The following is a 24,406-nucleotide window of genomic DNA, read 5'->3' as shown; positions in this document are numbered from 1 at the left end:
CCTGGCAAATTCGGGCTTGGGCAACTTTGCAAAGTCGGACGAATGGCGTCGGAAAGGGCAACGAGTGGCCCCGCCGACCGGTTCCGGCTGACTACCATCACGGACGTGGTTACCGAACCGTCCAAGGAGGTCACGCGGCGTTCACTGGTGTCCCGTCTGCGCGACCGCAACGGCGACGATCGCCCGCATTTCGTGATCTGCGGCGCCGATCCGCTCGTCTACACGCTCGCCGAGGAACTGGTCACTTCCGGCCATGGCCTGCGGCTCACCGTGATCACCCGGCCCGACCTGCGGCCGAACGTGCCCGACCTGGACGGTCTGCGGTCCCGCGGGGTACGCGTGATCACCGCGGCCCGGCTGGACGAGCACACCTTCCGCGACGCGGGTCTCGACGGTGCCGAGGGTCTCGCCCTGGTGATGCCGGACGACATGGTGAACCTGCATGCTGCACTCTGTGCCCGGGCCGTCGAGGGTGACCTGCGGCTGGTGATCCGCATGTTCAACACCGGCCTGGCGCAGGGCGTCCGCCGCCTGTTCGCCGACTGCGCGGTGCTGTCCGACGCGGGCATGGCGGCACCGTCGTTCGTGGCCGCGGCGCTCGGTGAGGTGGCACCAACCCATTTCCGGTACGCGGGGCGCACCCTGCACGTGGCGAAGCGGGAAGACGTACGGGCCGAGGAGGTGGTGCTGGCCCTGACCGCGCCCGCGGACGGCGGTCAGGTCGCGGTGCTCCCGGCCGAGCAGGAGTCGACGCGGCCCGGCGACCTGGTGCTGGCCGAGGCGACCGGCCGTCCGGCCGCGCAGGCGGTGGCGGCCCGCCGGCTGGCCCGGGCCGGTCGGCGGCGGCGGCCGTGGCTGTCGTTCGGGCGCGCGCTGCGGGCCGGGCTGACTCGCAAGCTGGGCATCGCCGTGCTGGTCACGCTCGGCGTGACGGTGGCCGCCGGTGCCCTGCTGACCATGTTCGACGAGGATCACGGCTTCTGGCGTTCGATCTACATCACGTTGCTCACCGTAGTCGGGTCGTCCGATGTGGAACCCGACCTCAACCCGATCGCGCAGGCCGCCCAGTTGGTGCTGACCATCGCCGGGGTGGCGCTGCTGCCGCTGATCACCGCGGCCGTGGTGGACGGCGTGGTCCGCACCCGGCTGGCGATCGACCGGGGCGAGGCGTTCGGCGTGCACGTCGACCACATCGTGCTGGTCGGCCTCGGCAACGTCGGCACCCGGGTGCTGCGCCAGTTGCACGACCTCGGCGTGGACGTGGTGGCCATCGACCGCAACCCGGACGCGCCCGGCGTCAAGGTGGCCGCCCAGCTCGGCGTTCCGATGATCGTGGGGGACGCCGCACGCGAGGAAACCCTGCGCTCCGCCTCGATCGACACCTGCCAGGCGCTGGTGGTGGTCTCCACCGACGACGCGGTTAACCTCCAGGCCGCGCTGCACGCCCGCGCGGTCCGCGCCGATCTGCGGGTGGTGCTGCGCCTGTTCGACGACGACTTCGCCCGGCGGGTCCAGACGGCATTCAACATCAACATCTCCCGCAGTGTGTCCCGGCTGTGCGCGCCGGCCTTCGCGGCCTCGCTGCTGGAACGCGACGTCCTGGCCACCCTGCCCGTAGAGCGGCATGCCTTGCTGGTCGCGGCGGTCAAGGTGCTGCCGGGGTCCGAGTTGGACGGTGCGCCGCTGAGCCGGGCCGACAAGCCGCGGAGCGCTCGGGTGGTCAGCATGTCGGCGGCCGGCTCGGGCTGGGTGGACTGGTCACCGGACCCGCGGCGGGTGCTGGCGCCGGGAGATGAGGTCGTGGTGGTGGCGCGGCGGGCGGGCTTGCGGGTCTTGCTGGCGCAGGCGACGACGGACGCTTCCGGACCGTAACCCCTCGGAGAGGGCCGCCGCGGCGCTCAGGTCAGCGCGCTGACCTCCACGCCGAGCACCGCCTGCTCGTCGGGTTTCTTGACCAGCACCTCGGTCAAATAGGACTGCACCGCGGGAGCCATCCCCACGTCCCGGCCCGCTCGCTCGGACAGCAGCCACTTGTGCTGGATGATCTGGGTGAAGATCTCCTGTGGTTCCAGCTTGCGCCGCAGGTTGGCCGGCACCGCCCGGACGACCGGCTCGAAGACCTCGGTCAGCCAGCGGTGGGCAGCCTGCTGTTCGTCGGCCAGTGAACTCTCCGCCCGGTACGTGTCCAGGTCGTTGAGCAACTGCCGGGCCTGATTCTCCTCGGCGTCCAGGCCGGTCAGGCGCAGCAGGCGGCGGGTGTGATAGCCGGCGTCGACGACCTTCGGGCGGACCCGATAACCGTCGTCCATCGTGGACATGGCGACCTCGGCGACGTCGAAGCCCAGTTCGTTGAGCCGCCGGATCCGGCCCTCGATGTCGTGCCGGGCGTCCCGGCGCGGCACTTCCTGCTCGTACGTGACCTCATGCCACAACCGCTCGTACCGCGCCACGATGTCGTCGACCACCGCCTCCGGGTCGATCGACTCGTGCAGCAACTCGGCGGCCTGCAGGTCGAGGCACTCGCCGAAGATGTTCAGCCGGAGGATCTCGATGTCCTCGCTGCGCTGCCCCTCGGACAGTTTCGGGTAGAGGTTGCCGGTCTCGGCGTCCACCAGGTATGCCGCGAACGCGCCCGCGTCCCGCCGGAACAGCGTGTTGGACAGTGAGCAGTCGCCCCACGAGAACCCGGTGAGGTGCATCCGCACGATCAGCGCGACCAGCGCGTCGATCAGCCGGTTCATCGTCTCGGGCCGCAGGACGTGCGAGAACAGCGCCCGGTACGGCAGCGAGAACTGAAGGTGCCGGGTGATCAGCACGGTCTCCAGTGGCTCGCCGGCGTCGTCCTGCCGGTCGGCGACGATGCCCACCGCCTCGACCGCCGGGAAGTCGATCCGCTCCAGGGCCCGCAGCAGGTCGTACTCCTTCTCGGCGATCCGCTCGCGGGTCTCCTTGAGCGCGTAGACCACGCCGTTGAGCTTGACGAACCGCACGATGTGCCGGGAGATGCCCTGCGGCAGAGCTACCAGATGGTCGGCGGGCCACTCCTCGAGCGGCACGCCCCACGGCAGATCCAGCAGCGCCGGGTCAACGACGGCGGAGGTGATGCGCACGGACCCAGTGTGCACGGTCTCTCCGGCGCGTCGCCGCCGCGCGTGGCTCGTTACACAGGTGCGAGAACGCCGGAACAGCACATATGTCCCTGATATGACGTGAATGGCGGTAGAGATGCGACGGAAGGCAGGCGTGGCGGCCGGGGCCTGCGTGGCCCTGGTGCTCACCGGGGTCGCCGGTGCGACGGCTTGGTCGTACGCCGGCGACGAGGGCCGGCCGGTCGGTACCTGGCACGAGCCGCCGGGCGTCGCCCGTACGCCGGTCGCCGCCGAACAGAAGGCGGAGCCCGCGGCGGAGCCGCAGGTCGCCGATCGGACCGAGGCCGCCACGGTCCCGCCTCCGGCGGACAACAAGAACACGGAGCCGCCTGCTGCCGAAGGCCGCCGACACCTCCCGGAGTCGGCCACCACCGCCAACCGTCAGCGGGTCGGCGAACTACTTTCGGTCAACAAGCTTCTCGGCTATCTGACCGGTGCGCCCAAGCGGGAGACGTTCCGCTACCCCGGCGCTTCCTACGTGAAGCTGCACTTCAGCCGGATGGCGATGCGGCCCGGTGACTACCTGACGGTGTCCAACCCGGACGGTACCGAGTCCTACCGGTACGACGCCCCGAAGACCCTCAACACCGGCACGATCGACAAGTGGGCGATGTCGATCACCGGCGACACCGCGATCCTGGAGATGCACCGGGCCGGCGACCCGCTGGGGTTGTCCTCGCTGCTCGGTCGCATGGGCGTGGACGTCGACCAGGTGGCGCGCGGGTTCAGCCGTACCGAGCAGCGCCGCCAGCCCGAACGCCAGCCCACCGCGCCGGGGCGCACCGGCCGCGAGGAGTCGGTGTGCGGCAGCGACACCTCGGCGGACGCCGTCTGCTACCGGTCCGGCGACCCGGTCGCGTACACGAAAAGCAAGGCCATCGCGCGCCTGCTGATCAACGGCACCGAGTTGTGCACCGGCTGGCGGGTCGGCCCCAACAACCGCATGCTCACCAACAACCACTGCTTCACCACGACGTCCGAGGCGTACGACACCGAGGTGTGGTTCAACTATCAGTGCGCGACCTGCGGCGGCTACAACGTCTTCCGCCCCACCAAGGTCTGGGGCGACAAGGTCCTGGCCACCGAGCACGTGTACGACTACACCCTCTTCTCGGTCGCGAACTTCGCCGCGGTCAAGAAGTTCGGCTACCTGAACCTGGACGCCGCCCGCCCGGCGAAGGGCCAGCAGTTGTACGTGCCGCAGCACCCGGCCGGCGAGCCCACCCGGATTGCCGGCACCCTGGGCGAGCGGGCCGGCAACTGCTCGGTGGAAAACCCGTCCTACACCGGTTACGCCGCGAACTCGGACGTCTCGTACTTCTGCGACACCGAGGGCGGCTCGTCCGGTTCGCCGGTGCTGTCCCGGGCCACCAACAAGGTCGTGGCGCTGCACCACTTCGGCGGATGTCCCAATTCCGGGGTCCGCGGCGACCTCCTGGCCAGCCGGTTGCGCGGCCGCCTCTAACGTTAGGGGCGTGACCTCGACGATCACCCCGCAAGTCCGGACCCGGCCGTTCCTCGGCTGGTGGCTCGACCTGGCCCTGCTGGCCGGCTTCGTGGCGCTGACCGTCGCGCTGGCCCGCGGCCACCTGCTGACACTCGACCAGCGGGTGGCCGACTGGTCCCTGGCGCACCAGCCCGACGTGCCGTATTGGACCGCAAGGGTCTTCAACTATCTGGGCCAGGGCGGCCAGGTCCTGATGCCGCTGGCCCTGATCCTGACCGGCACGCTGGTCTACCGCACCAGGTCGGTGCGTGCGCTCCTGCCGTTCGTGACGGCTTTCCTGATCCTGTACGCGACCATCGGCCCCCTGAAGATCTGGGCAGACCGAGCCGCCCCGCGTTTCGACGGTCCGGACAAAGCGGTCATGTTCAACCCGCACGCGAGTGGTGCCCTCACGATGAGTTACCCCTCCGGCCACCTGGGAAATTCCCTGGTCTGGTACGCCGTGCTGGCCCTCCTGCTGGCCGCCGTCCTGCACCGCCCGCTGCGCCGCGGGGAGACGTACGCCCTCCGGGTGGCCCCCGTGGTGATCGTCTTCATCACCACGATCTACACCGGCTTCCACTGGCTCACCGACTCGATAGCGGGCGTGCTGCTGGGCTTGGTCCTGGCCCGCCTGGTAGAGCGCATCCCGTGGGACGCGATCCCGCTACCGCGCCTGTCCGGCTGGGAACGTCCCGCCGGCCTGTCCTAGCCCGCCACCCACGACCAGCCGCGCCGCAACTCGTCAAGATTGGCAGGCAACGGCGGGCGGGGTGGCACGCGCTGAGGTGGCGGGGTGGCGGTGCTAGATCCAGGTGCCGGCTCGCATTACCCGTTTTAGTTGCAGGTTTGCGTCCAGGACGGCCAGGTCGGCTCGCAGGCCCGCCTCCAGGGCGCCCAGCCGGTCGTCCAAGCCGAGTGCCCGCGCCGGTGTTGTTGCCGCCATCGCGGCGGCGTCGGGGAGGGAAATGCCGGCGGCCACCGCGTTGCGCAGGGCCGCGTCCATGGTCAGGGTGCTGCCGGCTATCGCGCCGTTGCGGGACAGCCGGGCCACGCCCTCGGCCACGATCACCTCCTGGCCGCCCAGGTCGTAGCGGCCGTCGGGCATCCCGGCGGCGTCCATGGCGTCGGTGATCAGTGCGGCTCGGCCGGGGCCGGCCGAGTGCGCCGCGAACGCCAGCATGCCGGGGTGCAGGTGGATGTTGTCGGCCACCAGTTCGCAGATTGCGGCTGAGCTGAGCAGGCCCACCACCGGGCCGGGCTCGCGGTGGTGCGGTGGGCGCATGCCGTTGAAGAGGTGGGTTCCGACGCCGGCGCCGGCCTGCAGGGCCAGACGGGTTTGGTCGTACGTGGCATCGGTGTGACCCAGGGCGGCGACCACCCCGTGCCGCCGGAGCAGGGCGATGGCTTCCAGAGCGCCGGGCAGTTCGGGGGCGATGGTCACCATGCGCACGCCGCCCAGGGCGATCAGCGCCGTCAACTCCGCCACCGACGGGTCGCGCAGGTAGGCCGGATTCTGGGCGCCGCAGCGCGCGCCGGACAGGTAGGGGCCCTCATAGTGCACCCCGGCCAGCACGCCCTCGGAGATCAGCGGCTGATAGGCCGCCGTGGCGTCCCGCATCAGCTCGAACGGTGCGCTCACCAGGCTGGCCAGCACCGTGGTGGTGCCGTGCGCCAGGTGGAATGCGGCCGCCCCGCGCGCGGCCTCCGCGTCGCCGGTCGTGAACGTGTGGCCGCCGCCGCCGTGGCAGTGGATGTCGACGAAGCCGGGCACGATCACGTCGTCACCGGCCGTGGGGTCCGCCACCACCTCGACGATCGCGGCGCCGTCGACCTCGACGTAGCCGGGCACCACCGCGCCCGGCCGCACGATCCGGCCGCCGATCCGGGTCATCGGGTCCGCTCCAGGTGGTCCAGGGCCAGCAGGGCCGCGCCCAGGCAGCCGGCGTTGTCGCCCAGTTCGGCCCGGACCAGCGCCGGCTCCCGGTGGAAGGTCACCCGCTCGGCGAACCTCGACCGCAGCGGCCCCAGCAGCGTGTCGCCCGCCTCGGCCAGGCCACCGCCCAGCACCAGCACGTTCACGTCGTACAGGGCCTGGCAGGTGATCAGGCCGTCGGCCAGTGCCCCGACCGCGTCGGTCCAGACCGCGGCCGCCACCTCGTCACCCGCGGCCTGCCTGGTCACCACGTCGAAGGCGGTCGCGTCGGGGGTGCCGGTCAGTTCCGCGTACCGCCGTCCGATGGCTCTGGCCGACGCCTCCGCCTCCAGGCAGCCGCGCGCGCCGCACCCGCAGGGTGTGCCGCCGGGACGGACCACGATGTGTCCCACCTCGCCGGCGGCCCCGTGCGCGCCGGCGAATCCGGTGCCGTCCACCACCAGGGCGGCCGCGATGCCGGTGCCGATCGCCACGAACAGCACGTGCCGTTTGCCTCGTCCGGCGCCCAGTCTGGCCTCGGCGATGCCTCCCACGCGCACATCGTGGCCGAGCGCGGCGGGCAGGCCGAGGCGTTCAAAGATCAAATTCCGCAGGGGTACGTCGCGGAAACCGATGTTCGCGGACCAGACGGCAACCCCGTTCGGCTCGTCCACCACGCCGGGCACCGCGACGCCGACCGCCACCGGGTCCTGGCCGTTCGCCCGGGCGCGGCCGGCCAGGGCGGCCGCCACGTCCAGGATGTTCGCGATCACTGCCTCCGAGCCGCGCTCGGCCAGGGTGGGATGGCGTTCCGCGTGCTCGACCGTGCCGTCCGGGCGGACCAGCGCGCATTTCATCCCGGTGCCGCCGACGTCCAGGGCGACGACGACCGGCTGCGTCACGTGAGAACGACCGAGCGGCTCAGGTGGCGCGGGTGGTCCGGGTCGAGACCCTGGCTGGTGGCCAACAGCACGGCCACCCGCTGCGCGACGACCAGGTCGGCCATCGGGTCGAGCGGATCCCGGCCGCCGCACCAACTGCCCAGCGCCGCGTAGCCGCCGTGGTAACGGCTGTGCACGAACGCCGCGCCGGCCGCCTCGACGTCGTCGGCCAGGCCGGCCGGGATGTCGCCGAACGACCAGACCACCCGGCGCGGCCGGGCGATCGAGATGGGGCCGTGCCGGTAGTCCATGGCGGGGTACGACTCGGCCCAGTAGGCGGCGGCCTCCCGGCACTTCAGCGCGGCCTCGTGCGCCAGGCCCACGGTCCAGCCCTGGCCCAGAAAGGTGATCTGCTCCGCCAGCGCCGGGTGCACCGGCAGCGGCAGCCGCACCGCGACCTCGGCGTCGGCCGCGATCGGGTCGATGTCCTCGCCCAGGTGGGCGCGCAGCACGGCGAGCGTGCTGGTGGCGAAGCGGGTCTGCACCACGGCCTGCTCGTCGGCGAAGTCGAGCACCACGGCGTGGTGGGCGCGGGCCGCCGCGGGCTGCGCCGGGTCGGCGGTGAGCACCGTGGTGGGCACGGCGCCGTCGAGGCCGTCGAGCAGGTCGAGGATCTCGGTGGTGGTGCCCGAACGGGTGATCGCGACAACCCGGTCGTAGCGGCGGCCGCGGGGGAACTCGGAGGCCTGGAACGCGTCCGTCTCGCCCTGACCGGACCGCTCGCGCAGGGCCGCGTACGCCTGCGCCATGAACCACGACGTGCCGCAACCGGCCACCGCAACCCGCTCGCCCGGTGCGGGCAGCCCCGGCGAGTCGAAGAGTTTGGCCGCCTGCCGCCAGCAGTCGGGCTGGCTCGCGATCTCCGCCTTGACGTGCGTCATGGGCCACCCTTCGCAACCGTGCCGCTGCGCATAACCGCTCGGTTCTCGGCACTTTCGAGCGCCATTCTGCGGATATCCACGACGTGGATGCAACCGTCACACGCCGACCGCGCAGTGCCGAGGTTTGCTTCCCGGGCTTTTGCGCAATAATGTGCACACACTTATCACGGAACGTGCATCGGGAGTGGTTGGTGGACCGGTACGCGCGGTGGAATGCCCTACTTGAGTTACTCACGGAGACCGGCCGGGTCAGCGTCGAGGACGCGGCAGACCGGCTGGACGTCTCCCAGGCCACCATCCGGCGCGACTTCGACCAGCTCGCCCAGCAGCAGATGATCACCCGCACCCGCGGCGGCGCGGTGGCCAACGGCGTCTCCTACGACCTGCCGCTGCGCTACAAGAGCGCGAAACACTCGGCCGAGAAGCAGCGCATCGGCGAGGCCGCGGCCGGCCTGGTCACGCCCGGCACGGTGGTCGGCCTCAACGGCGGCACCACGATGACCGAGGTGGCCCGGGCCCTCGCGGTGCGGCCCGACCTCAACTCCGGCGGCGAGGGGGCCCAGCTCACCATCGTCACCAACGCCCTGAACATCGCGAACGAGCTGCTGGTGCGTTCGCGCATGAAGATCGTGGTGGCCGGTGGCGTGGTCCGCCCGCAGTCCTTCGAGCTGGTCGGCCCGCTCGGCGGCGCGCTGCTGAAGGAGGTCACGCTCGACGTGGTGCTGCTCGGCGTGGACGCTCTCGACGTGGAACTCGGCGCGGCCGCCCACCACGAGGGCGAGGCCGCGATGAACAGCCTGATGGTGGCCCGGGCCAAGCGGGTCGTGGTGATCGCCGACTCGTCCAAGCTGGGCGGGCACGCGTTCGCCCGGATCTGCCCGATCTCCAAGGTCGAGACGCTGGTGACCGACTCCGGCGCGGCGCCCGAGATGCTGGCCGCGGTGCGCGACGCCGGCGTGCAGGTGATCTGCGCGTAACCGGTTCGTGACGGCGTTGACCTGGCTGTTTAAAGTCTCCCGTCATGAGCGCCGTACTGGAGATCTCCGGGCTGCAGAAGACGTACCGCAGCCGGAAGCGCGTGCGCCGGGCCCTGGACGGCTTCGACATGGTGGTCGAGGCCGGGCAGGTGCACGGCTTCCTGGGGCCGAACGGCTCGGGCAAGACCACCACGCTGCGTACCCTGCTCGGCCTGATCAAGCCGAACGGTGGCCGGATGTCGATCCTCGGCCAGGAGGTGCCCCGGCACCTGCCGGAGGTGGCCGGCCAGGTCGGCGCGATCGTGGAGAGCCCGCAGTTCTTCGGCAACTTCACCGCCCGGGACACGCTGTCGCTGCTGGCCGACGCCGGCGGGGTGCGGCCGGAGCGGGTGATGGCGGTGCTCGAACTGGTCGGGCTCCGCGACCGGGCCAAGGAGCGGGTCAAGACGTACTCGCTCGGTATGAAGCAGCGGCTCGCCGTCGCCTCGGCCCTGCTCAAGGAGCCCAAGCTGCTGATTCTCGACGAGCCGGCGAACGGTTTGGACCCGGGCGGCATCCGGGAGATGCGCACGCTGATGCGCGACCTGGCCGAGTCCGGGATGACCGTGGTGCTCTCCAGCCACATCCTCGGTGAGATTCAGCTGATCTGCGACTCGGTGACGATCATCTCGGCCGGGCGCCGAGTGGCTGCCGGTTCGGTGTCCTCGGTGCTCGCCCAGCACGCCTCGACCACCGTCAAGGTGCGGCTCGAGCCCGGGGTGGACATGTACGCCGCGACGGAACTGCTCCGGGCCGCGGGCGCCCAGGTCACCCTCGAACGCGACCACTTCACGGTCGGCAATGCCAGCAATCCGGCGCAGATCACCCGGATCCTCGCCGAGCGGCAGGTCTACGTCACCGAACTGACCCCGGTGGCGGTCGACCTGGAGAGCGTGTTCCTGGAGCTCACCGGCACCGCGCCGGTCGACGGCCAGAACCGTCAGGTGGACCAGAGCGCGCCGGTGCCGGCCGCGGGCGGGTGGGGACAGTGAGCCTCTACAAGGCCGAGACGCGCCGGCTGGTCAAGCGGCGGTTCACCAAGCTGTTCACGCTGGGCGTGCTGCTCGCGCTCGCGGCCGTGCTGGCCGGCGTGTTCCTCAGCAACGAGAAGGTCGGTCCCGAGCAGATCGCCGCCGCCCAGGCCGAGGCGCGGGCCGAGTATCAGCGGATCCTCGCCGACCTGGAGCGGGCCCGGCAGGACTGCGAGGCGGTTCAGGGCACCCCGCGGGCGAGCGAGTTCCCGGCCAACTGCGCGGAACTCCAGCCGCCGCCCGAGGACCAGATCGATCCGCAGTGGTTCATGCCGCCCACTTTCGACTTCCGGAAGAACTTCCCGGACATGGTCACCACCCTGGGCGCGCTGGTGGCGGTGCTAGCCTTCGTGGTCGGCGCGTCCTTCGTGGGCGCCGAGTGGAACAGCGGCGGGATGATGAACCTGCTGCTCTGGCGGCCGCAACGGCTGCGGGTGCTGACCGCCAAGCTGGCCGCCCTGCTGGTCAGCTTCGCCGGCTTCTTCGTCGCCCTGGCGGCGGCCTGGACCGGCGCCTTCGTGCTGGTGGCCAAGCTGCACGGCAGCACCGCGAGCATGACCGGCGGCGCCTGGCAGTCGATCGGGCTGATGGGGTTGCGGGCGCTCGCCATGGTCCTGGTCGCGGCCGCGCTCGGATTCGGGCTGGCGTCGCTGGGCCGGCACACCGCGATGGCGCTGGGCGTGATGATCGGCGTGATCATCGTGTTCCAGTTCGGTCTCGGCACGGTGCTCAACCTGGCCAAGGTGAAGTTCGCCGACGCGTACCTGATCCCGGTGTGGGTGATCGCCTGGCTGAACAAGGAGTACAAGATCGAGGACTACAACTCGTGCGACTTCAGCGCGTTCGGCGGCTGTCAGCCGCCCATCTTCACGATCACCTGGCAGATGGCCGGCGGCGTCATGGCGGCCGTCTTTGTCGCCATTGTGGGTGCCGCTATGTGGACAATGCGTAAGCGGGACATAACGTGAGGTAGCGTTCTCCCGTCCTGCGCGGGGGGCGTCGGCCACATATGCTGCGGTCGATCCCCCCGCCCTTTTGTCTTGGGAGCACCATGCAGCCCGCCGCCGATCATTCCGAAGACCAGCAGCAGATCCCGGCGCCACGGGCGGCAGAGGAGGCACCGCCGGCCGACGGTCTCACCGACCGCGACCGCGAGATCCTGGCGTTCGAGGCGCGCTGGTGGAAGCACGCGGGCGCCAAGGAGCAGGCCATTCGGGACGCCTTCGGCCTGTCCTCGACGCGCTACTACCAGGTGCTCAACGCGCTGCTCGACAAGCCGGCCGCGGTCGAGCACGACCCGGTGCTGGTGGGCCGGCTGCGCCGGCTGCGGGCCACCCGGGCCCGCACCCGGCGGCGCTGAGGCTCAGCCGGGCTGGTGTGCCGAGGCGTACCCGGCCAGCCAGGCGACCTGAGCCGGGTCGAGCGAGGCCCGCACCCGCTCCCGCGCGGTGGCCACGTTGGCCGCGGTCACTGTCGACGCCTCCAGCGAGTTGCGCATCGCGGCCAGCGCCGACTCCCGGATCAGCGCGGCGCAGTCGGCCGCCGAAAAGCCGTCCAGATCGGCGCCCAGCTTGTCCAGGTCGACCGCCGGGTCGAGCGGCACCTGCCGGGACGACGCCCGCAGGATCGCGGCCCGCGCCTCGGCGTCCGGCGGCGGCACGTAGACCAGCCGTTCCAGCCGGCCCGGCCGCAGCAGCGCCGGGTCGATCAGGTCGGGCCGGTTGGTCGCCCCGATCACCACCACTTTGCGCAGGTCCTCCACCCCGTCCAGCTCGGTGAGCAGGGCGGCCACCACCCGGTCGGCGGTGCCGCCGTCGGTGGCCTGTCCGCGGGTCGGCGCCAGCGCGTCCACCTCGTCGAGGAAGACCAGCGTGGGCGCGGCCTCGCGGGCCCGGCGGAACAGCTCGCGGACCGCCCGCTCGCTGTCGCCCACCCACTTGCTGAGCAACTCGGCGCCCTTGACCGAGAGCACGTTCGCCTTGCCGGTCCCGGCGATCGCCTTGACCAGGTAGGTCTTGCCGCAGCCGGGCGGGCCGTAGAGCAGCACACCGCGCGGCGGCGAGACGCCGAGCCGGGCGAAGGTGTCCGGATAGGTCAGCGGCCACAGCACCGACTCGGTGAGCGTCTGCTTGACGTCCGCGAGGTCGCCGACGTCGTCCAGGGTCACGGCGGCCACCTCGAGCGTCGACTCGGCCATCGAGGTGGGCCGGACCACGTCCAGCGCGGCCTCGAAGTCGGCCATCGTCACGGTCGGCGACTCGGCCTCCTTCTGCCGCAGCGCGGCCCGCACGCCGGCCTCGCGGGCCAGGCCACCGAGGTCGGCCGCGACAAAGCCGGGGGTACGCCCGGCGACCTCGTCCAGCCGTACGTCCTCGGCCAGCGGCATGCCGCGGGTCAGCACGCCGAGCTGTTCCCGGCGCATGGCCGCGTCCGGCAGCGGCACCGCCAGCTGCACGGCGAGCAGGTCGGGGGCGCGCAACGACGGGTCGACCGACTCGGGCCGGCTGGTGGTGCAGACCACCGCCACCCCGGCCCGGACCGTCTCCTGGAGCACCTGGCGGAACACCGTGGCGATCGGGCCCGGCTCGTCGCGCGGGGCCAGCGTCTCCACGTCGGACACCAGCAGCACGGCCGGGCCGCGCTCCCGGGCGTCCCGGGCTAGGGCGCGCAGCCGCTCGGCGGCCGCGTTGTTGGTGAGCGCGGCCAGTTCCGGCGCCCAGGCCGGCAGCACCCGCGCACCCACCTGGGCCGCCACCGCCCGGACCAGGGCCGACTTCCCCGAGCCGGACGGGCCGGAGATGAGGACGCCGAGAGAGACCTTGGTGCCCAGCCGGGCCAGCACCTCGCCGTGGTGGAAGCCGAGATCGAGCAGTTCCTCCAGCTCCTTGGCCTGGGACCGGAGCCCGGGCAGGTCGTCCACGCTGGGCGGCGGCACCTCGGGATCGGTGGCGGCCGGCGCGCTGCCCCGCACCGCCGGGGTGGTGGCGGTGCCGCCCGAGGTGTGGTGGCCGTGCTCCCAGCCCACCACCGTGTCCATGGTGACCAGGGCGGCGTCCGGTTCGGCCGTGACCACGGTGAGCAGCGCGCTGGTCCAGCCGTAGCCGACCCGGTTGGCCAGGCTGCGCCGGGCCGCCTCGACCAGGGTGCGGTGCCCGGCGTCCGGCAGCACGTCCTGCGGCAGCAGTGAGACGTCGTCGCCGGCACTGATCACCTTGCCCAGCAGCGCCAGCCGGAGCATCTCGGGCGAGACCACCGCGACGATCTCGGGCGGGCCGCTGAGCGACACCCGGCGGGCCTCCACCACCGGCAGCGGCGCGACCGTGACCTGGCCGCCGTCGCGCATGCCGAGGTTGCCGATGGTCAGGTCGTCGGCGTACAGCAGGGCCCGGCTGGCACCCGCCTCGGCGCGCGCGGCCACTCCCGCGGTGGTACGCGACCCCGCCAGCCGTACCGGATCCCCGGGGTTGATCGCCAGCGCGGCCATCACCTCGGGATGCAGGCGGACGATGCCGCGGCGGGCGTCCAGGGCGGCCGGCCGCAGCGTGACGGTCAGCGTGAGTTCGTCGGGCACGCTGTACACGCTATCGCCGATGGTCTCGCGCCTCTCGGCTGAGAGAGTTCACAGCCGGGTTCCGGCTCGGGCGGCTACCGTTTGGCCCATGTCCGCCCTGTCTAGCCGATTGCGCCGGGTGCTGCCCCGGCCCACCCGGCGCCGTGTCGTCTCCACCTCGATCGTGGTCGTTCTGCTCGGTGGGCTGATCGGCTGGGCGGTGTGGCCGGACCGGCCAGGCTGGACCGAGCGGGACGAGCGGATCTCGGTGCGCACCGGGCCGGCCGGCGACCAGGCGGTCGACCTGGACGCCCGCTTCTATCTGCCCCGCGACCGCGACGGCAAGGTGCCGGCGGTGCTGCTCGCGCACGGATTCGGCGGCACCAAGAACTCGGTACGCGAGGACGCCGAGGCGCTGGCCGACCGGGGTTACGCGGTGCTCACCTGGACCGCGCAGGGCTTCGGCCGCAGCGGCGGCCAGATCCACCTGAACAGCCCCGACTACGAGGTCCGCGGCGCCCAGCAGCTGGTGGACTGGCTGGCGGCCCGGCCCGAGGTGCGGACCGACGCGGCCGGCGACCCCAGGGTCGCGGTGGTCGGCGGGTCCTACGGCGGCGGGCTGGCCCTGCTGCTGGCCGGCCAGGACACCCGGGTCGACGCGATCGTCCCGTCGATCACCTGGAACGACCTCACCAAGGTGTTCCTGCAGCAGTCGGCGGGCACCGACGCCACCGGGGTGTTCAAGAAGGGGTGGGCCGGCCTGTACTTCGGCAACGGCGCCGCCGTCGTCGAGGGCGCACCCGGCAGCACCGAGCCGCCCACCGAGTCGTCCGGCGGGGCCGAGACGCCGGCCGGCGCCCCCGACCTGCCGGACGCCGGCGACCCCGCCTGCGGCCGGTTCGCGGCCGACATCTGTCAGGCGTATCTCGACCTGGCCACCGACGGCCAGCCCGAGGAGTCGACCGTGGCGCTGCTGCGGCGGTCCAGCCCGGCCACCGTGCTCGACCGGATCAAGGCGCCGACGCTGCTGATCCAGGGCGCGGTCGACACGCTCTTCCCGCTCACCGAGGCGGACGCCAACGCCCGCGGCATCGCGGCGACCGGCACCCCGGTCCGGGTCGCCTGGTTCACCGGCGGGCATGACGGCGGCCGCGGGCCGGGCACCGACCAGGACCGGGTCAAGTTCCTCACCGTGCAGTGGCTCGACCACTACCTCAAGGGCGAGGGCGAGACGCCGTCGGACAGCTTCACCTACTCCCGGGTGGCCGGCTTCAGCGCGCTCGACCGGGGGCTGGTGACCAACGGATACTCCACCGACGCGTACCCGGGCCTGGCCGGCAGCGGCACCACCCAGGTGACGCTGGACGGGCCGGCCCAGCCGGTGGCCAACCCGCCGAACGGCAATCCGGGCGCGCTGTCCTCGCTGCCCGGCGCCGGCGGCCGGCTCAGCGAACTCCTCGGTGGCATCGCCGGCGACATCCCCGGCCAGTTCGCCACGTTCGAGTCGGCCCCGGTCGGCGCTGCCATCGAGGTGGCCGGCTCGCCGACCATCCAGCTGCGGGCCGCGTCGCCGACCGGCGAGGCCACCGTGTTCGTCAAGCTCTACGACGTCGACGAGTCCGGCGCCGAGACGCTCAGCGCCGGCCTGGTCGCGCCGGTCCGGCTCACCGGGCTGCCGGCCGCGATCGACCAGGCCCAGCCGGTCACGGTGACGCTGCCGGCGATCGTCCGCCGGATCGACGCCGGGCACGCGGTCCGGGTCGTGGTGGCCACCAGCGACCAGGCCTTCCTCACCCCGGCGCAGCCGGCCACGTACACCGTCGCGGTGGGTTCCGCGCTGACCCTGCCCACCCTGGTGGGCACCCCGATCGCCAACCCGCAGACCATCTGGCGGTACGTGCTGGCCGGCCTGGTGCTGGCGATCGCGCTGGCGGTGACCGGGCTGCTGCTGGTGCGCCGCCGGATGCGCCGGCGCCGGCAGGAGGAGGTGGTCGAGGAGTTCGCCGACACCCCGCTGGTGGTCCGCAACCTGCGCAAGGCGTACGGGGACGGCTTCGTGGCGGTCGAGGAGATCAGCTTCACGGTCGAACGTGGGCACGTGGTCGGCCTGCTCGGGCCGAACGGCGCCGGCAAGACCACCACGCTGCGGGTGCTGATGGGCCTGACCATGCCGAGCGGCGGTGACGCCCTGGTCTTCGGGCACCGGCTCACCCCGGGCGCGGCGATCCTGTCCCGGATCGGCTCGCTGGTCGAGGGGCCGGGCTTCCTGCCGCACCTCAGTGGATACGACAACCTCAAGGCGTACTGGCACGCCACCGGCCGGCCGGAGGCGGAGGCGCACTTCGAGGAGGCGCTGGAGATCGCCGGCCTGGGCGACTCGATCCACCGCAAGACCCGCAAGTACAGCCACGGCATGCGGCAGCGGCTGGCCATCGCCCAGGCCATGCTGGGCCTGCCCGAGTTGCTGGTGCTGGACGAGCCGACCGACGGGCTCGATCCGCCGCAGATCGCCGAGATGCGCCGGGTGCTCAAGCGCTACGCCACCGACGGCCGGGCCGTCCTGGTCTCCAGCCACCTGCTCGCCGAGGTGGAGCAGACCTGTACCCACGCGGTCGTGGTCAACAAGGGCCGGATCGTCGCTTCCGGCCTCGTCGACGAGATCGTCGGCGAGTCGCCCTCGGTGCAGCTCGCGGTCTCCGACGTGCCGGCCGCGTCCCGGGTCCTCGAGGAACTGGGGGTGAAGTCGGTGACCCCGGACGGCGCGTCCGGCCTGATCGTGGACGTGAACGGCACGCCGCGCGCCGAGGTGGTGGCGTCGCTGGTCCGGGCCGGCGTGGACGTCGACCGGGTGGTGCCGCGGCGCCGCCTCGAGGACGCGTTCCTGGCCCTGGTGGGCGACAACTCGCGGGGGAGCGGAGACCGATGAGCGCAGGTAGTGGTAGCGGCCTTCAGTCGTCTTCAGGGCGGCGGGTGGGGCGGTCGGATGGCGGATACCGGCAGTCGGCGACCCTGCCACTGTGGGCCGAGGTACGCCGTCAGGCGAGCCGGCGGCGTACCCATCTCGCTCTGGGTTTCATGGTTCTTCTGCCCTTGATCATTCTGGCCGCCTTCGAGTTCGGTGGGGACGGGGACGACGACAACGGCGGCGGAGCGTTCGGCAGCCTGGTCGACCTGGCCACCTCGGGCGGCCTTAACTTCGCGCTGTTCTGCCTCGCGGTCTCGGCCGGCTTCCTGCTGGTCGTGGTGGTCGCGCTGTTCTGCGGCGACCCGGTGGCCAGCGAGGCCAGCTGGGGCAGCCTGCGCTACCTGCTGGCGATCCCGGTGCCGCGGGCCCGGCTGCTCGGCGTCAAGCTGGTGGTCGCGCTGGGTTACTCGGCCCTGGCCCTGCTGATCCTGACCGCCACCGGCCTGCTGGTCGGCACGCTGCGCTACGGCTGGCACCCGCTGGGCAGCACGATCGCCGCCGCGGTGCCGCCCGGTGAGGGCCTGCTGCGGCTGCTCGGCATCGTGGCCTATCTGGCCGTCACCATGCTGGTGGTGGCCGGCCTGGCCTTCCTGCTGTCGGTGCTGACCGACGCGGCGCTGGGCGCGGTGGGCGGCGCCGTGCTGCTCTGGATCCTGTCCAGCATCCTCGACCAGATCACCGCCCTGGGCGGCCTGCGCAATCTGCTGCCGAGCCACTACAGCGACGCCTGGCTGGGCCTGCTGTCCACCCCGGCGCAGGTGGACGACCTGGTCAAGGGCGCGATCGCGGCGGTCTGCTACGCCACCCTGTTCTGGTCGCTAGCGTTCTGGCGCTTCACCCGCAAGGACATCACGTCGTAGCTCACACCTCGGGATACCGAGACGCCATTTCCGCTACCGCGACGTAAAGTGTGGGACACAACTGAATACCTCATCCAGAGGGGCTGAGGGAACGGCCCGATGACGCCCCGGCAACCACCGCACAAGTCTCGACGGCGAGGCGCGCGTGCGGCAGGTGCTAATTCCGTCCCCGATCGGCAGGTCGCCGTGGGGAAAGATGAGAGGAACTCGTCGATGACGTCTGTCGTCAGCCACCCCGCCGCCGTTGACTCGCCCGCCCGTGGCCTGGTGTGCCGCGCCTGCGGCAGCGAATACCCGCTGATCGCCCAGCATGCCTGTTACGAGTGTTTCGGCCCGCTCGAGGTGGCCTACGACGAGGCCGCACTCGCGCGGGTCACCCGGGAGCAGATCGAGGCCGGGCCGCAGAACATCTGGCGCTACGCCGGCCTGCTGCCCGCCGGCCAGGACCCGGCCACCCGGGTGAGCCTGGACCCCGGCCTCACTCCGCTGGTCAGCGCGCCGGCCCTGGCCGCCGCGGTCGGCCTGCGGGCGCCCCTGCACGTCAAGGACGACTCGGCCAACCCGACCCACTCCTTCAAGGACCGGGTCGTCTCGGTGGCGCTCACCGCCGCCCGCGGGCTCGGCTTCACCCGCTTCGCCTGCGCCTCCACCGGCAACCTGGCCAACTCGGTGGCCGCGCACGCCGCCCGGGCCGGCGCGCCCAGCATCGTCTTCATCCCGTACGACCTCGAGCAGGGCAAGATCATCACGACCGCGGTGTACGGCGGTGACCTGGTCGCCATCGAGGGCTCCTACGACGACGTCAACCGGCTCTGCGGCGAACTGGTGGAGACCGACGAGTTCGAGGACACCGCGTTCGTCAACGTGAACGTCCGGCCGTTCTACGCCGAGGGCTCCAAGACGCTCGGCTACGAGGTGGCCGAGCAGCTCGGCTGGCGCATCCCGGCCCAGGTGGTCATTCCGATGGCCTCCGGTGAGCTGCTGACCAAGGTGGACAAGGCGTTCGCCGAGCTGGTCGAAATCGGCCTGGCCACCGCGCCCGAGGGCGGCTGGAAGGTCTTCGGGGCTCAGTCGGCCGGCTGCAACCCGATCGCGGTGGCGCTGCACGCCGGCACCGACCAGATCGTCCCGGTCAAGCCGACCGGCATTGCCAAGTCGCTCAACATCGGCGACCCGGCCGCGGGCGCGTACGCGATCGAATCGGTGCGCCGGACCGGCGGCTGGATGGACTACGCCGACGACGACGAGATCCGCGACGGCATCCGGCTGCTGGCACAGACCACCGGCATCTTCGCCGAGACCGCGGGCGGCACCACGGTGGCCGTCCTCAAAAAGCTGGTGGCCAGCGGCAAGCTCGATCCGGATCAGGAAACGGTCGTCTTCAACACCGGCGAGGGTCTCAAAACGTTGGACGCGGTCGCCGAACTCGTCGGGCCGACTCATCGCATCAAGCCGTCGCTGCGCGGCGCGCGTGAGGCTGGCCTGCTCGGATAACGGTGGGTGACCGGCGATCAGCCAATCGTCGAAGATTCCATCGCCGGAGGACTTGCGCACCGATCTCAGGGTCGGCAGGATGCTCTCTGCGGGAGGGCCGACGCCGTACGCGGCCCCTCACTCTCGAGCTTGGCGACAATCTCGTGAGGTGCCCAACGACCCAGTGCCGGAGGCGCTGTGTGTCCACCCTCCCGACCAAAATCGTTCGTGTTCATGGCCGTCACCCGGCAGGGTGACGGCCATGACTGTTTCGACGGGTCCGATGGACGCGCCACCGGCGGCCTATGCGATCGACCGGGCCTGCGGCGAACATGACCAGCCCGACATTCCGCACATGTCGCTGGAAAGCTTCCTGATCGCCCTGGCCAACCCGTGGCCCGGTCAGGCGTTCGAGCGCTACTTCGGCTATCTGGACGGCGAGCCCGTCGGGCACCTGGAACTCGGCCTGCCCCTGATGGACAACCTGGACAACGTGTACGTCGGGCTGAACGTGCTGCCCTCGGCCCGGCGCCACGGGGTGGGCCGGGCACTGCTCGACCTGGCCGTGGAGCGAGCCCGCACGCTCGGCCGCCGGCACCTGCAGGGGTCGACCGTGCTGCGGCACCCGGACGGCCCGGCCTTCGCCCGGGTGGTCGGCGCCGCTCCCGGCCTGGAGGAGACGCGCAGCCGGCTCGACGTGCGCACCGTCGACCAGGCCCGGCTGGACGCGATGCTCGCCGACGCCTGGCAGCACGCCGGCGGTTACCGGCTGATCCTGTGGACCGGGGTGCCGGCCGACGAGATCATCGACGACGTGGCATACCTGGACAGCCGGTTCAACGCCGACGCCCCGATCGGCGACCTGGCCCTCGAACCGGAGAAGGTGGACGCCGAAAAGATCCGCGAGGCCGAGCAGCGCCGGGTGCAGACCGGCCGGACCACCTATCACGCCGGCATGCTGCACGGCGACCGGCTGGTGGCCTGGACGACGCTGGTCGGGCTGCAGGCCGAGCCGGCACACGCCTGGCAGAGCATCACTCTGGTGGACCGGGCGCACCGCGGGCACCGTCTCGGCATTCTCATCAAGCTGGCCAACCTCGCCCAGATCCGGCAGTTGCAGCCGGGGGTCGAGGTCATCGACACCTACAACGCCGGCGCCAACGAGCACATGCTCCGGATCAATGTGGCGATGGGTTTCCGGGAGGTGGACGCCTCGATCGAGTGGCAGCTGACCCTCTGAGACGCAGCAGCCACGGACGCAGCGGCAGATCGGTCGGATAGCCGCCGGACTCCAGCCCGGCCAGCCGTTCGAACAGGTTGCGCGCGCCCCACGACCCGCTCGTCGTCCAGGAGTATCCGCAGGCCAGCCAGTATGCCGGCCAGAACAGCGGGCCGAGGACGGCGTATTGCCCGGCGTGCTTGCACTCGTGCCCGAACAGCGCCGACCGGTCCTCGTGCAGCAGCCACTCGGCGCTGCGCCGGCACATGATCACCGAGCCGACCGTGAAGCAGGTGGCCGGCGGCGCCGGGAGCCGGTATCCCTCGGCCACCAGGATGCCGCCCGGGCCGCGACGGATCTTGGCCCGGCCGGCCAGGGCCACCAGCAGCCCGGCCGCGGTGGTGCCGTTCAGCGCGGTCACCCAGGTCCGGGTGCGGGGCCAGGGCATCAGATCCGCCGGCGCATGCGCAGTTCGGTGAGGGCCGGGAGCACCGGGTGCGGCACCCGCTCGCCGGTGTCCTCAAAACCCAGTTTCTCGTACGCGCGGACCGCGCGACCGTTGCCCGCGACCACCTCCAACATGAGCCGCTGCCGGCCGCAGTCCCGGGACCAGCCGGCCACCGCCTCGACCAGTTCGGCCAGCACCTTGCCGCCGCGGTGGGCCGGGCTCACGTAGACCGCGAAGATCACCGTCTCGTCCGGCCGCTCCGGCAGTACCGTGCCGCCGGCGTGCCCGACCAGCCGGGACCGGCCGCCCGGGTCGGCGATGAACTGCGCGGTCTGGCCGCCGTACGCCGCCTGGGCGATCCGCTGCCGGTAGGCCTCGTGCGGCCGGGCCGCGGCCTGCGCCAGCGTCTCCAGGAAGGCCAGCGGGGCGTCGGCCAGCATCTCCAGCCGCAGCGCCCGCATCCGTGCCGCATCCGCCTCGGTCACCCGTCGTACCTGCCAACCGTCCACGCGTTCTCCCTACCGGCTCGGCGGCGGACGGGCAAGCAGGTTGCCGATGCCCGAGGGGTGGCGAACCCGCCCGGGCTGGGGCAAGGTAGGTCGATGGATCCGGGCGAGGACGTGATGCACGTGGTCGCCGGGCCGGTGGTGGAGAGCGCCGACCCGTTCGACCCGGAGTCCCGCACGGCCGAGTTGGCCCGTCCGGGCGCGCCCTCGGCGTTCCTGCCCGACCCCGACGACCCGCTGGTCCCGTCGCGCTCGGCCGGCCTCACCGGCTGGGCCCGCAAGGTGGGTGGCGTGCTGCGCCGCTGCCTGGCCGGCCTGGTCCCGATCGGTCTGCTGGCCGCGCTGCCCATGCACTTCTTCGTCGGCCGGGTCGACGACACCGTGGTGGCCGCGCCGGCCCTGTCCGATCTGGCCGGCGGCTTCGGCCTGCTGCTGCTCCCGCTCATGTGGGTGGCCTACTTCGCGGTCTCTGCTTTGCCCCTGGTGATCTGCCTGGCCGGCACGGCCGCGGTGGCGCTGACCGAGGCGGCCCGCGGCACCCTGCCCCGGCCCGGCGTGGTGTGGCGCCTGGTGGCCTATCGCCTGCGCCCGCTGTGGGTCTGGTTCGCGGTGTTCGGCCTGCTGACCCAGTCACTGCCGCTGCTGCTCACCGCCGACCGGCTGGGCACCGCGGTGGCGGCGCCGCTCGCGGTCTCGCTCGGCCTGCTGTCCACCGGGGTGCTGACCTTCACCGGCCTGCTCGGCAGCGTGGTGCTGATCGAGCGCGGTCCCGGGCCGCGCCGGGCCACCCACCTGTCGTCGATGGCGCCGCTGGCCGGCCTGGTGCTCGCCTCGCTCGCGGTCACCGTGCTGCCCCGGTTGGCCGACCTGTTCCTGGGCGGTCCGGTCTCCACCCTGGTGGCGGTCGTCACGGCGCTGGGCTGGGCGGTTGCCGCCCTGGTGACCTATGCGCACGCCCGCCGCGCCGAGGGCCCGGCCACCGCGGTTTCGCTGTACGAGGAACTCTCGGCACCCGAGTTCGACTGAGGCCTCCGACAGGTGGCGTTTTCTTGCACTCGACCCCTGGGAGTGCTAAACAGGTCATTGGCACTCGCGACTGCTGAGTGCCAAGCAGGTCGGGACGGTGGGGTCTCGGTCGCGGTGCCGCCATCGGCGCCGGGACACGGGACCGGTCGTCGCGGGCTATCCGGCTCGGCCTGAGGACGTCACATCGCCAGGTGGTGACGTCCGCAGAGTTCGCAACTGTCCAGGAGGACAACGCCGTATGGCCAAGATCATCGCATTCGACGAGGAAGCTCGTCGGGGCCTCGAGCGAGGCATGAACCAGCTCGCTGACGCCGTCAAGGTGACGCTCGGCCCCAAGGGCCGCAATGTCGTGCTCGAGAAGAAGTGGGGCGCGCCCACCATCACCAACGATGGTGTGTCGATCGCCAAGGAGATCGAGCTCGAGGACTCCTTCGAGAAGATCGGCGCCGAGCTGGTCAAGGAGGTCGCCAAGAAGACCGACGACGTGGCCGGCGACGGCACGACGACGGCGACCGTCCTGGCCCAGGCGCTGGTTCGTGAGGGCCTGCGCAACGTTGCCGCGGGCGCCAACCCGATGGCCCTGAAGCGGGGCATCGAGGCGGCCGTGGCCAGCGTCTCCGAGGGTCTCACGCAGATCGCCAAGGACGTGGAGACCAAGGAGCAGATCGCCTCCACCGCGTCCATCTCCGCCGGTGACTCCACGGTGGGCGAGATCATCGCCGAGGCCATGGACAAGGTCGGCAAGGAAGGCGTCATCACCGTCGAGGAGAGCAACACCTTCGGTCTTGAGCTCGAGCTCACCGAGGGCATGCGCTTCGACAAGGGCTACATCTCGGCGTACTTCATGACCGACGCCGAGCGGATGGAGGCCGTCTTCGACGACCCGTACATCCTGATCGCCAACAGCAAGATCTCCGCGGTCAAGGACCTGCTGCCGGTCCTCGAGAAGGTAATGCAGGCCGGCAAGCCGCTGGTCATCATCGCCGAGGACGTCGAGGGCGAGGCCCTGGCGACCCTGGTGGTCAACAAGGTGCGCGGCACCTTCAAGTCCGTCGCCGTCAAGGCCCCGGGCTTCGGCGACCGCCGCAAGGCCATGCTGGAGGACATCGCCATCCTGACCGGTGGCGCCGTCATCAGCGAGGAGGTCGGCCTCAAGCTCGACAACGCCGACCTGAGCCTGCTGGGCACCGCCCGCAAGATCGTCATCACCAAGGACGAGACCACCGTCGTGGACGGCGGCGGCAACGCCGAGCAGATCCAGGGCCGGGTCAACCAGATCCGCGCCGAGATCGAGAAGTCGGACTCCGACTACGACCGCGAGAAGCTGCAGGAGCGCCTGGCCAAGCTGGCCGGCGGTGTTGCGGTCATCAAGGTCGGCGCGGCCACCGAGGTCGAGCTCAAGGAGCGCAAGCACCGCATCGAGGACGCCGTTCGCAACGCGAAGGCGGCCGTCGAGGAGGGCATCGTCCCGGGTGGTGGCGTCGCGCTGGTGCAGGCCGGCAAGACCGCGTTCGACAAGCTGGACCTGGCCGGCGACGAGGCCACCGGTGCGACCATCGTCAAGCTGGCGCTGGACGCCCCGCTGCGGCAGATCGCCGTCAACGCCGGCCTCGAGGGCGGCGTCGTGGTCGAGAAGGTGCGCAACCTCGACGCGGGTCACGGCCTCAACGCCGCGACCGGCGAGTACGTCGACCTGCTGGCCGCGGGCATCATCGACCCGGCCAAGGTCACCCGTTCGGCGCTGCAGAACGCCGCGTCGATCGCCGCGCTGTTCCTCACCACCGAGGCCGTCGTGGCCGACAAGCCCGAGAAGAGCCCGGCTCCGGCCGGTGCTCCGGGCGGCGGGGACATGGACTTCTGAGTCCAGCCCACAGCTGAGAAAGGGCGGGTCGCCTTGGCGGCCCGCCCTTTCGCTCTGTCTTGCTCGCGCTCTGCCGGCT

Annotated in this window: 20 protein-coding genes and 1 riboswitch; of the genes, 13 read left to right on the top strand and 7 right to left on the bottom strand. The window is 71.7% G+C overall.

Annotation, left to right across the window (positions count from 1 at the left end; translation table 11 throughout):
• The first annotated feature begins 105 nt into the window (after positions 1–105).
• Positions 106–1,872: an NAD-binding protein gene (locus Ari01nite_RS27135; RefSeq protein ID WP_307837787.1), complete on the top strand. Its 1,767-nt coding sequence runs from the start codon at positions 106–108 to the stop codon at positions 1,870–1,872.
• Between the two features lie 26 nt (positions 1,873–1,898).
• On the opposite strand, the gene Ari01nite_RS27130 is transcribed toward Ari01nite_RS27135, so the two are convergent.
• Complete coding sequence (locus Ari01nite_RS27130; RefSeq protein WP_203785003.1) at positions 1,899–3,110, bottom strand: DUF4032 domain-containing protein; 1,212 nt, start codon at positions 3,108–3,110, stop codon at positions 1,899–1,901.
• A 115-nt stretch (positions 3,111–3,225) separates the two neighbouring features.
• On the opposite strand from Ari01nite_RS27130, the gene Ari01nite_RS27125 reads away from it, so the two are divergent.
• Together Ari01nite_RS27125 and Ari01nite_RS27120 are read left to right on the top strand one after the other, a co-directional pair.
• Positions 3,226–4,614 carry a trypsin-like serine peptidase gene (locus tag Ari01nite_RS27125; RefSeq protein WP_203785002.1) on the top strand — a complete coding sequence of 463 codons (1,389 nt, stop codon included), beginning with the start codon at positions 3,226–3,228 and terminating at the stop codon, positions 4,612–4,614.
• A gap of 10 nt (positions 4,615–4,624) precedes the next feature.
• Complete coding sequence (locus Ari01nite_RS27120) at positions 4,625–5,347, top strand: phosphatase PAP2 family protein (RefSeq protein WP_203785001.1); 723 nt, start codon at positions 4,625–4,627, stop codon at positions 5,345–5,347.
• Positions 5,348–5,440: 93 nt separating this feature from the next.
• Here Ari01nite_RS27120 and nagA read toward each other — a convergent pair whose 3' ends face one another.
• The 3 genes from nagA to Ari01nite_RS27105 are packed head-to-tail and all read right to left on the bottom strand — an operon-like array spanning position 5,441 to position 8,372.
• Complete coding sequence (gene nagA / locus Ari01nite_RS27115; protein WP_203785000.1) at positions 5,441–6,529, bottom strand: N-acetylglucosamine-6-phosphate deacetylase; 1,089 nt, start codon at positions 6,527–6,529, stop codon at positions 5,441–5,443.
• Positions 6,526–7,452 (bottom strand): ROK family protein, encoded by a 927-nt coding sequence (locus Ari01nite_RS27110; RefSeq protein WP_203784999.1) that lies wholly within the window; start codon positions 7,450–7,452, stop codon positions 6,526–6,528. Before Ari01nite_RS27110 ends, nagA begins: the two co-directional genes overlap by 4 nt.
• Entirely contained in the window at positions 7,449–8,372 is a 924-nt protein-coding gene (locus Ari01nite_RS27105; protein WP_203784998.1) for an SIS domain-containing protein, read from the bottom strand. The genes Ari01nite_RS27110 and Ari01nite_RS27105 overlap by 4 nt, the downstream gene beginning before the upstream one ends.
• Before the next feature lie 191 nt (positions 8,373–8,563).
• On the opposite strand from Ari01nite_RS27105, the gene Ari01nite_RS27100 reads away from it, so the two are divergent.
• The 4 genes from Ari01nite_RS27100 (at position 8,564) to Ari01nite_RS27085 (ending at position 11,779) form a co-directional block, all read left to right on the top strand.
• Positions 8,564–9,349 (top strand): DeoR/GlpR family DNA-binding transcription regulator, encoded by a 786-nt coding sequence (locus Ari01nite_RS27100; protein ID WP_203784997.1) that lies wholly within the window; start codon positions 8,564–8,566, stop codon positions 9,347–9,349.
• A gap of 44 nt (positions 9,350–9,393) precedes the next feature.
• Complete coding sequence (locus Ari01nite_RS27095) at positions 9,394–10,380, top strand: ATP-binding cassette domain-containing protein (protein ID WP_203784996.1); 987 nt, start codon at positions 9,394–9,396, stop codon at positions 10,378–10,380.
• The gene (locus Ari01nite_RS27090; protein ID WP_203784995.1) at positions 10,377–11,387 is read left to right on the top strand and encodes an ABC transporter permease subunit; all 1,011 of its coding nucleotides are present in this window, start codon (positions 10,377–10,379) and stop codon (positions 11,385–11,387) included. The genes Ari01nite_RS27095 and Ari01nite_RS27090 overlap by 4 nt, the downstream gene beginning before the upstream one ends.
• 83 nt (positions 11,388–11,470) lie before the next feature.
• A complete protein-coding gene (locus tag Ari01nite_RS27085; protein ID WP_203784994.1) occupies positions 11,471–11,779 on the top strand; it encodes a DUF3263 domain-containing protein in 309 nt (102 codons plus the stop codon).
• 3 nt (positions 11,780–11,782) lie between these two features.
• On the opposite strand, the gene Ari01nite_RS27080 is transcribed toward Ari01nite_RS27085, so the two are convergent.
• The gene (locus Ari01nite_RS27080; protein ID WP_203784993.1) at positions 11,783–13,990 is read right to left on the bottom strand and encodes an AAA family ATPase; all 2,208 of its coding nucleotides are present in this window, start codon (positions 13,988–13,990) and stop codon (positions 11,783–11,785) included.
• An 88-nt stretch (positions 13,991–14,078) separates the two neighbouring features.
• Here Ari01nite_RS27080 and Ari01nite_RS27075 point away from each other — a divergent pair, with 88 nt between their 5' ends.
• The 4 genes from Ari01nite_RS27075 to Ari01nite_RS27060 all read left to right on the top strand — a co-directional run bounded on the left by Ari01nite_RS27075 (position 14,079) and on the right by Ari01nite_RS27060 (position 20,507).
• Positions 14,079–16,895 (top strand): alpha/beta fold hydrolase, encoded by a 2,817-nt coding sequence (locus Ari01nite_RS27075; protein ID WP_203784992.1) that lies wholly within the window; start codon positions 14,079–14,081, stop codon positions 16,893–16,895.
• Positions 16,892–17,794 carry an ABC transporter permease gene (locus tag Ari01nite_RS27070; RefSeq protein ID WP_203784991.1) on the top strand — a complete coding sequence of 301 codons (903 nt, stop codon included), beginning with the start codon at positions 16,892–16,894 and terminating at the stop codon, positions 17,792–17,794. The genes Ari01nite_RS27075 and Ari01nite_RS27070 overlap by 4 nt, the downstream gene beginning before the upstream one ends.
• Before the next feature lie 67 nt (positions 17,795–17,861).
• Positions 17,862–17,997, top strand: a riboswitch (SAM riboswitch).
• Positions 17,998–18,007: 10 nt separating this feature from the next.
• Positions 18,008–19,288 (top strand): threonine synthase, encoded by a 1,281-nt coding sequence (gene thrC / locus Ari01nite_RS27065; protein ID WP_203784990.1) that lies wholly within the window; start codon positions 18,008–18,010, stop codon positions 19,286–19,288.
• A 241-nt stretch (positions 19,289–19,529) separates the two neighbouring features.
• The gene (locus Ari01nite_RS27060; protein WP_203784989.1) at positions 19,530–20,507 is read left to right on the top strand and encodes a GNAT family N-acetyltransferase; all 978 of its coding nucleotides are present in this window, start codon (positions 19,530–19,532) and stop codon (positions 20,505–20,507) included.
• Here the strand turns inward: Ari01nite_RS27060 and Ari01nite_RS27055 are convergent.
• Both Ari01nite_RS27055 and Ari01nite_RS27050 read right to left on the bottom strand, forming a co-directional pair.
• Positions 20,446–20,934, bottom strand: coding sequence for a hypothetical protein (locus tag Ari01nite_RS27055; RefSeq protein ID WP_203784988.1), 489 nt, complete (start codon positions 20,932–20,934; stop codon positions 20,446–20,448). The genes Ari01nite_RS27060 and Ari01nite_RS27055 overlap by 62 nt on opposite strands.
• Positions 20,934–21,443 (bottom strand): GNAT family N-acetyltransferase, encoded by a 510-nt coding sequence (locus Ari01nite_RS27050; protein WP_203784987.1) that lies wholly within the window; start codon positions 21,441–21,443, stop codon positions 20,934–20,936. The genes Ari01nite_RS27055 and Ari01nite_RS27050 overlap by 1 nt, the downstream gene beginning before the upstream one ends.
• Before the next feature lie 93 nt (positions 21,444–21,536).
• On the opposite strand from Ari01nite_RS27050, the gene Ari01nite_RS27045 reads away from it, so the two are divergent.
• Both Ari01nite_RS27045 and groL read left to right on the top strand, forming a co-directional pair.
• Positions 21,537–22,466: a hypothetical protein gene (locus Ari01nite_RS27045; protein WP_203784986.1), complete on the top strand. Its 930-nt coding sequence runs from the start codon at positions 21,537–21,539 to the stop codon at positions 22,464–22,466.
• Positions 22,467–22,704: 238 nt separating this feature from the next.
• Complete coding sequence (gene groL, locus Ari01nite_RS27040) at positions 22,705–24,327, top strand: chaperonin GroEL (protein WP_203784985.1); 1,623 nt, start codon at positions 22,705–22,707, stop codon at positions 24,325–24,327.
• Positions 24,328–24,406 lie beyond the last annotated feature (79 nt).

This window comes from Paractinoplanes rishiriensis (genome assembly GCF_016862375.1).
GTDB classification, from domain to species: Bacteria; Actinomycetota; Actinomycetes; order Mycobacteriales; family Micromonosporaceae; genus Actinoplanes; species Actinoplanes rishiriensis.
The sequence above is the reverse complement of the archived record's forward strand: the minus strand, read 5'-3'. Positions and strand labels throughout refer to the sequence as shown.